Below are 12,057 nucleotides of genomic sequence, written 5' to 3'. Positions count from 1 at the left end.
CCGCGGCCGTTCAGCGGCGACCTTCCGCCGCGACCGCTGGTGGCGGCCTTGTGCCGCGACCGCTGCGGCCGGAGGTGGCGCGCACCGCGACCATCACGTTGCGCGCCACGAAGAGATCAGCGGACCAGGCCCCAGCGGAAGCCGAGTGCCACCGCGTGCGCCCGGTCGGAGGCGCCGAGCTTTTTGAACAACCGCCGCGCGTGGGTCTTCACCGTGTCCTCGGAGAGGAACAGCTCCCGGCCGATCTCCGCGTTCGACCGGCCGTGGCTCATCCCTTCCAGCACCTGAATCTCGCGCGCGGTGAGCGTCGGGGCGGCGCCCATCTCCGCGGAGCGCAGCCGGCGCGGGGCAAGCCGCCAGGTGGGGTCGGCGAGCGCCTGGGTCACGGTCGCACGCAGTTCCGCACGGGACGCGTCCTTGTGCAGATAGCCGCGGGCCCCGGCGGCGACCGCGAGCGCGACGCCGTCCAGGTCCTCGGCGACCGTGAGCATGATGATGCGCGCGCCGGGGTCGGCGGAGAGCAGCCGACGCACGGTCTCGACGCCGCCGAGCCCGGGCATCCGTACGTCCATCAGAATCAGGTCCGAGCGGTCGGCGCCCCAGCGGCGGAGGACTTCCTCGCCGTTGGCCGCCGTCGTCACGCGCTCGACGCCGGGCACGGTCGCGACCGCGCGACGCAGCGCCTCTCGGGCAAGCGGGGAGTCGTCGCAGACGAGGACGGATGTCATGGCCGCCCTCCGCAGCTGATGAGCGTCACCTTGTGCCTCCAGGCTGTACGTATCGTCACCTGAGCGATTGACCGCCTCGGACACCCGTCCGAGAGCTTCATCCATCAACCGCCTCCGCACTCTCAACGACGGTCACCCGAAAGAGTTACGGGCTTCGGCGGCCACCTTCGACACTCTACGTGAGGGCACGGACACGGAGCCGCTTCACCACTCGCGTCGCCCTGTCCGGGCGCCATGCCCCGATGAGTGGCATTTGGCGACCTTGCTTCCCATCTGACGCCATGTGTGGCTAGATTCGCAATGAGTCATATTTTCATCTGCTTACACAGCGGATGTACGGTCGTGAGCACGCGGCCACACCCGTTCGCATCGAGGGGATAGAAGCAATGGCCGATTTCTCCCGCCTTCCCGGTCCCAACGCCGACCTGTGGGACTGGCAGCTCCTCGCCGCGTGCCGCGGAGTCGACAGTTCCCTCTTCTTCCACCCCGAGGGCGAGCGCGGGGCGGCCCGCAGCGCCCGCGAGTCCTCGGCGAAGGAGGTCTGCATGCGCTGCCCGGTGCGCGCGGAGTGCGCGGCGCACGCACTCGCGGTGCGGGAGCCCTACGGCGTATGGGGCGGACTCACCGAGGACGAACGAGAAGAGCTCATGGGGCGTGCGCGGCATCGGGTCATCGCCGCGTCCGGCGCGCAGAAGACGTGACGGTGCGGTGTTCGCCGTGAGACGGAGGCCGGGGGTGCGGCTGCTATGCCTTGCGGGTCCGGCGCGCGGGACTGAGGAAACGTTTCTTCTTCCGGGTGCGGCCCTGGCTGACGGACGCCGTCAGCGGCGGGCCGCGTGTTCCAGGCGGTCCAGCATCGCCGCCACCGCCGGTACCCGGGCCAGGTCCGGCAGCGTGAGCGCGACCACTTCGCGCTGTACGACGGGCTCCACCGGCACCGTCGCGGCGCCCTTGGCCCGTACCGACTCCAGCGCCAGCTCGGGCAGGACCGCGACCCCGAGCCCGGCGGCCACCAGGCCGATCACCGCCGGGTAGTCGTCCGTCGCGAAGTCGATCCGCGGGGTGAAGCCCGCTCCCTCGCAGACCTCCACCAGGTGGCGGCGGCAGCGCGGACAGCCCGCGATCCAGGATTCCCCGGCCAGTTCCGCGATGCCCACCGCACCGCCCCCGGCCAGCCGGTGCGTCTCCGGGACGACGCCCACCAGCCGGTCGGCGAGCAGCGGGCGCACCACCAGGTCGTCCCACTCCGCCTCCGCCGCCGGATCCGATCCGCGCACCTCCGGGTACCGGAAGGCGAGGGCGATCTCGCAGTCGCCGGCCCGCAGCATCTCCGCCGAACGCGGCGGTTCGGCCTCGACCAGCGAGACCCGGGTGCCGGGGTGCGCGGCCCGCATCCCGGCCAGCGCGCAGGGCACCAGCGTCGAGCTGCCGCTGGGGAAGGAGGCCAGCCGGACCCGGCCCGCCCGCAGCCCGGCGAGCGCCGCGACCTCCTCCTCGGCGGCGGTCAGTCCGGCGAGGATGCCCGCCGCGTGCCGCACGAGCGCCTCGCCCGCCTCCGTCGGCCGCATCGCGCGGCCCGTACGCACCAGCAGCGGCGTGCCGACGGACTGCTCCAGGGCCTTCATCTGCTGGCTGACGGCGGGTTGTGTGCAGCCCAGTTCCCGCGCCGCGGCGGAGAAGGAGCCGGTGGCGGCCACAGCGCGCAGCACCCGGAGATGACGAGCCTCGATCACGCATCGAGCATAAGCCGTGCTTGGAGTCAGCGGCGAAATCTCGGTCGACCCTTTGGCCCGGGTCCCTTACCGTGCTCCTATGCAGCTGCTCTCTGTGAACCTCGGCCGCCCGCACTCCGCCGACTACACCAGCATCGAGTTCACCGGCATCGACAAGCGCCCGGTCACCCGTTCGGTGGCGGTGGCCGCGCCCGGCCCCAAGGGGACGGCCGGCAGCGGCGTCGCGGGAGACGCGGTGTGCGACCTGCGCCACCACGGCGGGGACGACCAGGCCGTGTACGCCTTCGCCCGCGAGGACCTGGACGACTGGGAGAAGGCCCTGGGGCGCGAGCTGCCCAACGGCGTGTTCGGCGAGAACCTCACCACCCTCGGACTGGACGTGAACAGCGCGCTGATCGGCGAGCGCTGGCGGATCGGCCGCGATGTGATCCTGGAGATCACCTCGCCGCGCATCCCGTGCCGTACGTTCGCGGGCTGGCTCGGCGAGAGCGGCTGGATGAAGCGGTTCACCCAGGCGGCCGCGCCCGGCGCGTATCTGCGGGTCGTCGAGCCGGGCGAGATCCGGGCCGGGGACCCGGTCGAGATCGTGCACCGGCCGGACCACGAGGTGACGGTGTCCTTCCTGTTCCGCGCGGAGACAACGGAGCGGACGCTGCTGCCGAGGGTCCTCGCGGCCGGTTCCTCACTGCACCCCGAGGCGCTGGAGAAGGCCCGGGAGTACGTGGCCAAGTACGGGGCTCACCCGGAGGTCTGACGCGGCTTCCGGATGCCGGTCGCCACCGCTGTGGTTAGCGTGCGTTTTATGACGACTGCACTGATCACGGGATCGACTTCGGGTATCGGCGCCGCCTTCGCGCGCCGTCTGGCGTCCGACGGGTACGACCTGGTGCTCGTCGCGCGCCGCGAGCAGCAGCTCCGGGAGCAGGCCGCCGAGCTGCACGACCGGCACCGCGTGGAGGCGGAGGTGCTCCGCGCCGACCTGGCCGAGGACGACGGGATCACCGCGGTCGAGAAGCGGCTGGGGGACACCAAGCGCCCGGTCGACCTGCTGGTGAACAACGCGGGCTACGCCAACCGCGGCACCTATCTCGACGTCCCCCTGACGGACGAGCTGAGAATGCTCAAGGTGCACTGCGAGGCGGTGCTGCGGCTGACGACGGCGGCCGTCGACCCGATGAAGGAACGCGGGAACGGCGGGGTCATCAGCGTCGCGTCCACCGGTGCGTTCCTGCCGCGCGGTACGTACGGGGCCAGCAAGGCATGGATCGTGCAGTTCATGCTGGGTGCGCCCGCGGACTTCAAGGCGCGCGGGGTGCGGATGATGGCGGTGTGTCCCGGCTACGTGCGGACGCAGTTCCACGAGCGGGCCGGGATGGTCATGGCCGAGGTGCCGAACTGGATGTGGCTGGAACCGGAGCAGGTCGTCTCGGCCGCACTCAAGGACTTCGCGAAGGGCAAGGCGCTGTCCGTCCCGGCTCTGCGGTACAAGGCGATGCTGGGCATGTTCAAGATGGCGCCGCGCGGTGCGATGCCCCGGCTGTCGCCCAACCACGGCCGCTACTACGGCAACCGGAACGAGAAGTAGCCCACGGCAGCCCGGCCCGGAAACGGCTGAGGCCCGACCTCCCGGAAAGGGAGGCCGGGCCTCAGCCGTGTCGTACGGGCCCTGACTCGAGGTCAGGGCGCGAGGACCCGAGAACTAGTGCGCGTGGCCGTGACCGTGGCCGTGGCCCGCCTCGGCCTCCTCCTCCGCCGGCTTCTCGACCACGAGCGTCTCGGTGGTGAGCAGCAGGGAGGCGATGGACGCAGCGTTCTCCAGCGCGGAGCGGGTGACCTTGACCGGGTCGATGACGCCGGCCTTCACCAGGTCGCCGTACTCGCCGGTGGCGGCGTTGAAGCCCTCGCCCTTGGCCAGCTCGGCCACCTTGGCGGTGATCACGTAGCCCTCGAGGCCGGCGTTCTCGGCGATCCAGCGCAGCGGCTCGACCGCGGCGCGGCGGACCACCGCGACACCGGTGGCCTCGTCGCCGGACAGGCCGAGGTTGCCCTCCAGCACCTTGACGGCGTGCACCAGCGCGGAGCCACCGCCGGAGACGATGCCCTCCTCGATCGCGGCGCGCGTCGCGGAGATGGCGTCCTCCAGGCGGTGCTTCTTCTCCTTGAGCTCCACCTCGGTGGCGGCACCGACGCGGATCACGGAGACGCCGCCGGCCAGCTTCGCGAGGCGCTCCTGGAGCTTCTCGCGGTCCCAGTCGGAGTCCGTGGCCTCGATCTCGGCCTTGATCTGCGCGACCCGGCCCTGCACGTCGTCCGTGTTGCCCGCACCGTCGACGATGGTGGTGTCGTCCTTGGTGACGGTGACACGGCGGGCGGTGCCCAGCACGTCCAGACCGGCCTGGTCGAGCTTGAGGCCGACCTCCTCGGCGATGACGGTGGCACCCGTGAGGGTGGCGATGTCACCGAGGATCGCCTTGCGGCGGTCGCCGAAGCCCGGGGCCTTGACGGCCACCGCGTTGAAGGTGCCGCGGATCTTGTTGACGACCAGCGTGGACAGCGCCTCGCCGTCGACGTCCTCGGCGATGATCAGCAGCGGCTTGGAGCCACCGGCCTGGATGACCTTCTCCAGCAGCGGCAGCAGGTCCTGGATGGAGGAGATCTTGCCCTGGTGGATCAGGATGTACGGGTCGTCGAGGACGGCCTCGAGGCGCTCCTGGTCGGTGACGAAGTACGGCGAGAGGTAGCCCTTGTCGAAGGCCATGCCCTCGGTGAAGTCCAGCTCCAGGCCGAAGGTGTTGGACTCCTCGACGGTGATGACACCGTCCTTGCCGACCTTGTCGATCGCCTCGGCGATCAGCTCGCCGACCTGCTGGTCCTGGGCGGACAGCGCGGCGACGGCGGCGATGTCGGACTTCTCGTCGATCGGGCGGGCGGTCGCGAGGAGGTCCTCGGAGACGGCCTTGACGGCGGCGTCGATGCCCTTCTTCAGGGCGGCCGGGGAGGCGCCCGCGGCGACGTTGCGCAGGCCCTCGCGGACCAGCGCCTGGGCCAGCACGGTGGCGGTGGTGGTGCCGTCACCCGCGATGTCGTTGGTCTTAGTCGCCACCTCCTTGACGAGCTGGGCGCCCAGGTTCTCGTACGGGTCCTCGACCTCGACCTCGCGGGCGATGGTGACGCCGTCGTTGGTGATGGTCGGGGCGCCGAACTTCTTGTCGATGACGACGTTGCGGCCCTTGGGGCCGATCGTCACCTTCACGGTGTCGGCAAGCTTGTTGACGCCGCGCTCAAGGGCACGACGGGCGTCCTCGTCGAACTTCAGAATCTTCGCCATGGGAGCGATTCAGTCCTCTCGTTGCGATCCCCGGCCGCCCTGGCAGCGGCCGCCATCGCGCGAAACGAACTGCGCCCCTGCCCCGTCCGTGTCAGAGCGGGAACCAGGGGCGCACTTCAAAAGCAAACTTCGGTGAATTACTTCTCGATGATCGCGAGCACGTCGCGGGCCGAGAGGACGAGGTACTCGTCGCCTTCGTACTTCACCTCGGTGCCGCCGTACTTGCTGTAGAGCACGACATCGCCGACCTTGACGTCGAGCGGCAGGCGCTCGCCGTTCTCGAAGCGGCCCGGGCCCACGGCCAGGACAGCGCCCTCCTGGGGCTTCTCCTTGGCGGTGTCCGGAATGACCAGGCCGGAGGCCGTGGTCTGCTCGGCGTCGAGCGGCTGGACCACGATGCGGTCCTCAAGCGGCTTGATGGCAACCTTGGAGCTGGTGGTCGTCACGATCCGACCTCCCCCTTCGGAGATCTCACGGGGTTAACTGATCTAGAGGTGGCGACCAGGTCGATCCGTCGTCGCGGGTGCCGGATCTGCCCGTCGCTGTGTTGGCACTCCCTGGTGCGGAGTGCCAGCCCTGAGACTAGGACGCGGTTAGCACTCAGTCAACTAGAGTGCCAACCCGCCGGGCGCGTCGGCGTCGCCGCGCGCCCCCCTGCGCACGCCGCAGCCGACTCCTCGTGCCCCGTTCCCCAGGGAAACGGCCCGGTCCGCGGCCGGGTTCCGGACGGGGAGAATGAGGGAGTGGATGTTGACGCCTTCGACCGACTGCTCTCCCCCGAGGGGCAGGAGCTGCTGGCCGCGCTCCGGGACTACGACCCGGCCCGCGAGCTGGCCACCGCCACCCGGCTGCGCCGCGACCACCCGGCCGAGCTGGTCTCGGCGGCGCTGACCCAGGCGCGGCTGCGACAGCGCGCGGAGGCGAAGTTCGGCGCGGACGCGTACCGCATGTACTTCACCCCCGACGGGGTGGAGCAGTCCACGCGCGCGTCGGTGGCCCGGTACCGCGCCGAGCGCTTCGCCGACCACGGGCCGGTGGAGGTCCTCGACCTGTGCTGCGGCATCGGCGGCGACGCCCTCGCGCTCGCCGCGCGCGGCTTCGTCGTCCCCGCCGTCGACCGCGACCCGCTGACCTGCGCGGTCGTACGGGCGAACGCCGAGGCGCTCGGGGTCTCCGAGCTGCTGCACGCCGTCTGCGCGGATGTCACGGCGTACGCGGACGCCACGGCTTACGAGGCCGTGTTCATCGACCCCGCCCGGCGCGGCGGCCGGGGCCGGATCTTCGACCCGGAGGCGTACTCCCCACCGCTGTCCTGGGCCGTGGAAACAGCCCGCGCGGTCGACTTCGGCGCCATCAAGATCGCGCCCGGCATCCCGCACGAGGCGATCCCCGACGACGCCGAGGCGGAGTGGATCTCGGACGGCGGGGACGTGAAGGAGGCCGTGCTGTGGTTCGGCGCCGAGCCGGGCGTGCGCCGGGCGACGCTGCTGCCCCAGGGCGTGTCGCTCACCGGCCGCGGCCTGCCCGACCCGGACGTGCGCCCCGTGGGCCGCTACCTGTACGAGCCGGACGGCGCCGTGATCCGCGCGCATCTGGTCGCCGAGGTGGCGGAGGAGGTCGGCGGCGGGCTGATCGACGCCACGATCGCGTACGTGACGGCGGACGAGCTGACGCCGACCCCGTACGCGTCGGCCTACGAGATCACCGACGTGCTGCCGTTCAACGTCAAGCGGCTGAAGGCGCTGCTGCGGGAGCGCGGCGTGGGCGTGGTGACGGTGAAGAAGCGCGGGTCGGCGGTGGAGCCGGAGGAGCTGCGCAGGAAGCTGAAGCCGGCGGGACCGAACTCCTGCACGGTCATCCTGACCCGTGTCGCGGGCGCGCCGACCATGCTGCTGGGGCACCCGGTCAGCCGGTGAGGCGGCGGGCCACCAGGCGGTAGTAGTCGACCGACTTGAGCAGGCCCAGGGCTCCTGTGGTGGTGAGTATGCCGGTGATGGCCAGGACCGCGGGGTACATCGCGTCGGAACCGGATCCGGAGACGACCAGGGTGCCGGCCAGGGCGAGGCCCGCGCAGCACAGCACCAGGGACGGCAGGAACCAGAAGAGCGCGCGGGCGGGGGTGTGCCAGGCGGTGACCGCCACCGCGTCACCTGCCGCGGCCTCGTCGTGCAGGCGGTCCCTGGCGTCGGCCTCCTCGCGTATCCCGTCGGCCAGTATGAGGACCGAGGGGACGGTCAGCGCCAGGGCGATGCCCAGCAGCACCGCGCCGACGACGACGCCGAACGGCTCGCCTTCCGCCATGTAGCCGAAGCCCGGCACGGCCAGGACGCAGCCCAGGACCAGCAGGGCCGTCAGCAGCCACAGGCCCAGGGCCCGGCCCGGGGCCAGGTATCTCCGCGCCAGCTGCGGCAGCTCCGGTGGCTGCGGCGCGGCGGGGGGTCGCGGTGCGGGCTCGATCAGGGGGGCGGTCACCGTTCAAGTGTCCACCCCGGCCCGGGGGCACCCGCGGGTGGGGCGTCAGACCTGCTCGAACCGCCAGCGGTGCACGGCCCGGCGGGCCAGGTCCTCGGGGGGTTCCGGGAGCTCCGGGAGCTCGGCGTCGTACGCGGCGTCCCACCAGGTGACGACCAGCACGCGGTCCTCGGGCGCGCGGAACGTCTCACGGCGCGACGGGGCGGGGGCCAGCTCCTGCCGCCTGGCCCACTCCAGCAGCTCCACGCCCCGGCCCTGCGCCGCGCGCGCCTCCCACATCAGCGCGACGGTCATGAGTAGAGGTTGTCCTTGCTGAGCTCATGGAAGTGGTCGTGATCGTGCTCGTGGCCGGGGACGTGGGGGTCGGTCACCGGCAGCGACGAGTCCGCCGACAGGTCCCACGACGACGCGGGCCGGTTACGGGCCACCATCTCCGCGCCGAGCGCCGCCACCATCGCCCCGTTGTCCGTGCACAGCTTCGGCCGCGGCACGCGCAGCGTGATGCCCGCGTCCTCGCAGCGCCGTTCCGCCATCGCCCGCAGCCGGGAGTTGGCCGCCACGCCGCCGCCGATCATGAGGTGGTCGACGCCGTTGTCCTTGCAGGCGCGGACGGCCTTGCGGGTGAGCACGTCCACGACCGCCTCCTGGAAGGACGCGGAGACGTCGGCCACGGGCACGTCCTCGCCCGCCGCCCGCTTGGCCTCGATCCAGCGTGCCACCGCCGTCTTGAGGCCGGAGAAGGAGAAGTCGTACGCCGGGTCGCGCGGACCGGTCAGGCCGCGCGGGAAGGCGATCGCGGCCGGGTCGCCCTCGCGCGCGATCCGGTCGATGACGGGGCCGCCGGGGAAGCCGAGGTTCAGCACCCGGGCGATCTTGTCGAACGCCTCGCCCGCCGCGTCGTCGATGGTGGAGCCGAGGGGGCGGACGTCGCTGGTGATGTCCGGGGCCAGCAGCAGGGACGAGTGGCCGCCGCTGACCAGCAGCGCCATCGTCGGCTCGGGCAGCGCGCCGTGTTCGAGCTGGTCGACGCAGATGTGCGACGCCAGGTGGTTCACCCCGTACAGCGGCTTGCCCAGCGCGTACGCGTACGCCTTGGCCGCCGAGACGCCGACCAGCAGGGCGCCCGCGAGCCCGGGGCCCGCGGTCACCGCGATGCCGTCCAGGTCGGAGGCGGCGACCCCGGCTTCCTTCAGGGCGCGCTGGATGGTGGGGACCATCGCCTCCAGATGCGCGCGGGAGGCGACCTCGGGGACCACGCCGCCGAAGCGCGCGTGCTCGTCGACGCTGGAGGCGACGGCGTCGGCGAGCAAAGTGTGGCCGCGCACGATGCCGACGCCGGTCTCGTCGCAGGAGGTCTCGATGCCGAGAACGAGAGGTTCGTCAGCCATGGGTGTGGGTTCCTTGTGTTCCGTGCGTTCCTGGGGTGGGACCGGGCGTGGTGCCGGAGGGGGCGCCGGGCGTGGCGGCGGAGGTGGGGCCGGGCGTGGCGGCGGTCGTCAGCCGCATCACCAGGGCGTCCACGTTCCCCGGCTGGTAGTAGCCCTTGCGGAAGCCGATCGGCTCGAAGCCGAAGCGCTCGTAGAGGCGCTGCGCGCGGGTGTTGTCCACGCGCACCTCCAGCAGCACCTCATGGCACTCGAAGGCGGTCGCGGCCTGGAGCAGGGCGGTCAGGAGCCGGGCGCCCAGGCCCGTACCCCAGTGGTCGCGGGCGGCGCCGATGGTCAGCACGTCGCCGGTGCCGTCGATCGCGGAGAGCCCGGCGTAGCCGACGATGCGGGCCTCCCCGTCCTCGGCCTCCTTGTCGGCGATCTCCTCCGCGACGACGTAGCGGCGGTTCGCGTCCGGGCCGCGGGCGTGGGCCAGGTCGGACCAGAACATGCCGCGCGACCAGGCGTCCTCGGGGAACAGGTCGTGTTCGAGCACCAGCACCGGTTCGATGTCCCACCAGCGCATCTCGCGCAGTACGACGGTCACTTCGGGGTGACCACCTTGTAGTTGGCGGGCACCTGGGCGTCGGGGCGGCGCAGGTACAGCGGGCGGTCCGGCAGGAAGCCGCCCGACGCCACCGACTCCCCGGCGGCCAGCTTCTCCGCCGCCAGAGCGGCCAGCGCGGCCGCCGACTGGTGTTCGGGCATGCCCGCGGGGACCTCGCCGAAGGCGTCCGGGTACAGCAGCGCGCCCGCGCCGACGGCGGGCAGCTCGGCGATCCCGGGGAATCTCCCGGCGATCTCGGCGGGGCGGTCCACGGCGGGCTCGGTGGCGCGCGTGCGCGGGTCGTCGTACCGCGCCCAGTACACCTCCTTGCGGCGCGCGTCCGTCGCGACGACGAACGGCCCGGTCAGGCCCGCCTGCCCGGCGGCGTACGCGATGCCGTCCAGCGAGCACAGCCCGTGGACGGGGACGCCGAGCGCCGCCCCGAAGGTGGCGGCCGTGACCAGGCCGACGCGCAGCCCGGTGTAGGGGCCGGGCCCGACGCCGACGACGACGCCGGTCACCTCGGCCAGGGTGTGCCCCGTCGTCCGCAGGACGCGGTCCACGGCGGGCAGCAGCAGCTCGCCGTGGCGCCGGGCGTCGGTCCGACTCGACTCGGCGACGACCTGCGTGCCGTCGTGGAGGGCGGCGGTGACGGCGGGGGTGGCGGTATCAAGGGCGAGCAGCAGCACGGGACCAGCCTACGGCGCCCGGCGGGCCGCCGGTCCCGCCCTCTCCCCCACGGCCGTCCGGGCGACCCCAACGGGCTGGATTTTCCGGCCCGTCCGGCACTTGAGGACCGGAACCGCAAGGGGTGGAGTGCTACGGTCGCGGTGACGGGACGCGGGATACGGGAATACGGTCATACGAAAGGTGGCACAGCCGTGGCACGCAGCAGCACCGGGACCGCCGTGGCCGCACTCACCGCGGCGGCGATAGCCGCCGTCGGCTTCCTGGCGTACCAGGCCAACGCGACCGCCCCGGACCATCCCACCCAGACCCGCTCGGACTCCCGCAGCAGCGGCCCCAAGGAGGGCGGCAAGGAGAAGGAAGGGCGGGACCCGAAGAAGGTGCCCGCCGACTCGGGCACCGGCCGGCGCGTGGTCTACGCGCTGGAGGCGAAGCGGGTGTGGCTGGTCGGCGCGGACGAGCGGCCGCTGCGCAGCTTCAAGGTCGCGCCCAGCTCGGTGGACCCGGAGCCCGGCGCGTACGGCGTCACCTCGCGGTCGGCGGGCCTGGTCGGCTCGGACGGGGTGCAGGTCGAGCACGTCGTGATCTTCCACCAGGCGAGCGGGATAGTGTTCGGGTTCAGCTCGGCGCTGGACGGCTCGACACCCAATCCGAACGCGCGGAAGAGGACGGGCGGCATCCGGCAGAGCCGTGAGGACGGCTCGGCGATGTGGGACTTCGCGACGAACGAGACCAAGGTCGTCGTCGTCCCGTAACCGGTCCCGGCAGCCGTCGCTGCGCGCGAACCGCTCGTCAGCGTGACCCGGCGTCGGCGTTACACGGCGTCAGCGTCACGCATGCAAGCCTTACGCGGCGTCCCGTTCCTCGTCGTGGTCGCGGCACTCGTCGACCGGCTCCGACTGCTCCTCCGGTGGCGTGGAGACCGCGTTCGCCGCCGCGCAGGACGCCAGCAGATCACGCATCGACGGCTGCTCGCCTCGCCGGATCGGCACGGCGGCGGGGGGCTTCTGCGCCGACATGGATGCCTCCTGTTCGGAGTCGAGAGTTAGGCACGCCTAACCCGCTCTCTCACTCCATGTGACCACGCTCGGTACCGCGCGCGCAACATCTTGCCGACGGCTCGTCGGAAACTATG

The 12,057-nt window shown here is 72.1% G+C and carries 15 protein-coding genes; 5 read left to right on the top strand and 10 right to left on the bottom strand.

Going from position 1 to position 12,057, the window contains the following annotated elements:
* Positions 1-116: 116 nt before the first annotated feature.
* Complete coding sequence (locus Q3Y56_RS21055; RefSeq protein ID WP_003948568.1) at positions 117-728, bottom strand: response regulator transcription factor; 612 nt, start codon at positions 726-728, stop codon at positions 117-119.
* Between the two features lie 386 nt (positions 729-1,114).
* Between Q3Y56_RS21055 and Q3Y56_RS21050 the strand changes: the two genes are divergently transcribed.
* On the top strand, positions 1,115-1,429 hold the full coding sequence (locus Q3Y56_RS21050) for a WhiB family transcriptional regulator (RefSeq protein WP_304463414.1): 315 nt from the start codon (positions 1,115-1,117) through the stop codon (positions 1,427-1,429).
* 120 nt (positions 1,430-1,549) lie between these two features.
* Here the strand turns inward: Q3Y56_RS21050 and Q3Y56_RS21045 are convergent, their stop codons facing one another.
* Positions 1,550-2,461 (bottom strand): LysR family transcriptional regulator, encoded by a 912-nt coding sequence (locus tag Q3Y56_RS21045; RefSeq protein WP_304463413.1) that lies wholly within the window; start codon positions 2,459-2,461, stop codon positions 1,550-1,552.
* 79 nt (positions 2,462-2,540) lie between these two features.
* Here Q3Y56_RS21045 and Q3Y56_RS21040 point away from each other — a divergent pair, with 79 nt between their 5' ends.
* Both Q3Y56_RS21040 and Q3Y56_RS21035 read left to right on the top strand, forming a co-directional pair.
* Positions 2,541-3,215, top strand: coding sequence for an MOSC domain-containing protein (locus tag Q3Y56_RS21040; RefSeq protein ID WP_304463412.1), 675 nt, complete (start codon positions 2,541-2,543; stop codon positions 3,213-3,215).
* A 48-nt stretch (positions 3,216-3,263) separates the two neighbouring features.
* A complete protein-coding gene (locus tag Q3Y56_RS21035) occupies positions 3,264-4,046 on the top strand; it encodes an SDR family oxidoreductase (RefSeq protein ID WP_304463411.1) in 783 nt (260 codons plus the stop codon).
* Between the two features lie 114 nt (positions 4,047-4,160).
* Here Q3Y56_RS21035 and groL read toward each other — a convergent pair whose 3' ends face one another.
* Entirely contained in the window at positions 4,161-5,789 is a 1,629-nt protein-coding gene (gene groL / locus Q3Y56_RS21030; protein WP_304463410.1) for a chaperonin GroEL, read from the bottom strand.
* A gap of 137 nt (positions 5,790-5,926) precedes the next feature.
* Positions 5,927-6,235: a co-chaperone GroES gene (gene groES / locus Q3Y56_RS21025; RefSeq protein WP_189305749.1), complete on the bottom strand. Its 309-nt coding sequence runs from the start codon at positions 6,233-6,235 to the stop codon at positions 5,927-5,929.
* 297 nt (positions 6,236-6,532) lie between these two features.
* Here groES and Q3Y56_RS21020 point away from each other — a divergent pair, with 297 nt between their 5' ends.
* Positions 6,533-7,705 carry an SAM-dependent methyltransferase gene (locus Q3Y56_RS21020; protein ID WP_304463409.1) on the top strand — a complete coding sequence of 391 codons (1,173 nt, stop codon included), beginning with the start codon at positions 6,533-6,535 and terminating at the stop codon, positions 7,703-7,705.
* Here the strand turns inward: Q3Y56_RS21020 and Q3Y56_RS21015 are convergent.
* The 5 genes from Q3Y56_RS21015 to tsaB are packed head-to-tail and all read right to left on the bottom strand — an operon-like array spanning position 7,695 to position 10,924.
* On the bottom strand, positions 7,695-8,261 hold the full coding sequence (locus Q3Y56_RS21015) for a hypothetical protein (RefSeq protein ID WP_304463408.1): 567 nt from the start codon (positions 8,259-8,261) through the stop codon (positions 7,695-7,697). The two genes, Q3Y56_RS21020 and Q3Y56_RS21015, sit on opposite strands and share 11 nt — an antisense overlap.
* Positions 8,262-8,306: 45 nt before the next feature.
* Positions 8,307-8,555: a hypothetical protein gene (locus Q3Y56_RS21010; RefSeq protein WP_304463407.1), complete on the bottom strand. Its 249-nt coding sequence runs from the start codon at positions 8,553-8,555 to the stop codon at positions 8,307-8,309.
* On the bottom strand, positions 8,552-9,649 hold the full coding sequence (gene tsaD / locus Q3Y56_RS21005) for a tRNA (adenosine(37)-N6)-threonylcarbamoyltransferase complex transferase subunit TsaD (protein ID WP_304463406.1): 1,098 nt from the start codon (positions 9,647-9,649) through the stop codon (positions 8,552-8,554). The genes Q3Y56_RS21010 and tsaD overlap by 4 nt, the downstream gene beginning before the upstream one ends.
* On the bottom strand, positions 9,642-10,214 hold the full coding sequence (gene rimI, locus Q3Y56_RS21000; protein ID WP_304465711.1) for a ribosomal protein S18-alanine N-acetyltransferase: 573 nt from the start codon (positions 10,212-10,214) through the stop codon (positions 9,642-9,644). The genes tsaD and rimI overlap by 8 nt, the downstream gene beginning before the upstream one ends.
* Before the next feature lie 17 nt (positions 10,215-10,231).
* The gene (tsaB, locus tag Q3Y56_RS20995) at positions 10,232-10,924 is read right to left on the bottom strand and encodes a tRNA (adenosine(37)-N6)-threonylcarbamoyltransferase complex dimerization subunit type 1 TsaB (protein WP_304463405.1); all 693 of its coding nucleotides are present in this window, start codon (positions 10,922-10,924) and stop codon (positions 10,232-10,234) included.
* Between the two features lie 192 nt (positions 10,925-11,116).
* Here tsaB and Q3Y56_RS20990 point away from each other — a divergent pair, with 192 nt between their 5' ends.
* Positions 11,117-11,677, top strand: a complete 561-nt coding sequence (locus tag Q3Y56_RS20990) for a hypothetical protein (RefSeq protein WP_304463404.1) — start codon at positions 11,117-11,119, stop codon at positions 11,675-11,677.
* A gap of 90 nt (positions 11,678-11,767) precedes the next feature.
* On the opposite strand, the gene Q3Y56_RS20985 is transcribed toward Q3Y56_RS20990, so the two are convergent.
* Positions 11,768-11,941, bottom strand: coding sequence for a hypothetical protein (locus Q3Y56_RS20985; protein WP_304463403.1), 174 nt, complete (start codon positions 11,939-11,941; stop codon positions 11,768-11,770).
* Positions 11,942-12,057 lie beyond the last annotated feature (116 nt).

The organism is Streptomyces sp. XD-27, assembly GCF_030553055.1.
GTDB lineage: Bacteria > Actinomycetota > Actinomycetes > Streptomycetales > Streptomycetaceae > Streptomyces.
Note: the sequence above shows the minus strand (reverse complement) of the source record. Positions and strands in the feature narration are given on the sequence as shown.

Bases quoted from the DNA above. Each gene is read 5' to 3' on its own strand.
- Q3Y56_RS20985 (WP_304463403.1), bottom strand. From the start codon at position 11,941: ATGTCGGCGCAGAAGCCCCCCGCCGCCGTGCCGATCCGGCGAGGCGAG.
- Q3Y56_RS21010 (WP_304463407.1), bottom strand. From the start codon at position 8,555: ATGACCGTCGCGCTGATGTGGGAGGCGCGCGCGGCGCAGGGCCGGGGC.
- tsaD (WP_304463406.1), bottom strand. From the start codon at position 9,649: ATGGCTGACGAACCTCTCGTTCTCGGCATCGAGACCTCCTGCGACGAG.
- groL (WP_304463410.1), bottom strand. From the start codon at position 5,789: ATGGCGAAGATTCTGAAGTTCGACGAGGACGCCCGTCGTGCCCTTGAG.
- Q3Y56_RS21040 (WP_304463412.1), top strand. From the start codon at position 2,541: ATGCAGCTGCTCTCTGTGAACCTCGGCCGCCCGCACTCCGCCGACTAC.
- Q3Y56_RS21035 (WP_304463411.1), top strand. From the start codon at position 3,264: ATGACGACTGCACTGATCACGGGATCGACTTCGGGTATCGGCGCCGCC.
- rimI (WP_304465711.1), bottom strand. From the start codon at position 10,214: ATGCGCTGGTGGGACATCGAACCGGTGCTGGTGCTCGAACACGACCTG.
- Q3Y56_RS21050 (WP_304463414.1), top strand. From the start codon at position 1,115: ATGGCCGATTTCTCCCGCCTTCCCGGTCCCAACGCCGACCTGTGGGAC.
- Q3Y56_RS21055 (WP_003948568.1), bottom strand. From the start codon at position 728: ATGACATCCGTCCTCGTCTGCGACGACTCCCCGCTTGCCCGAGAGGCG.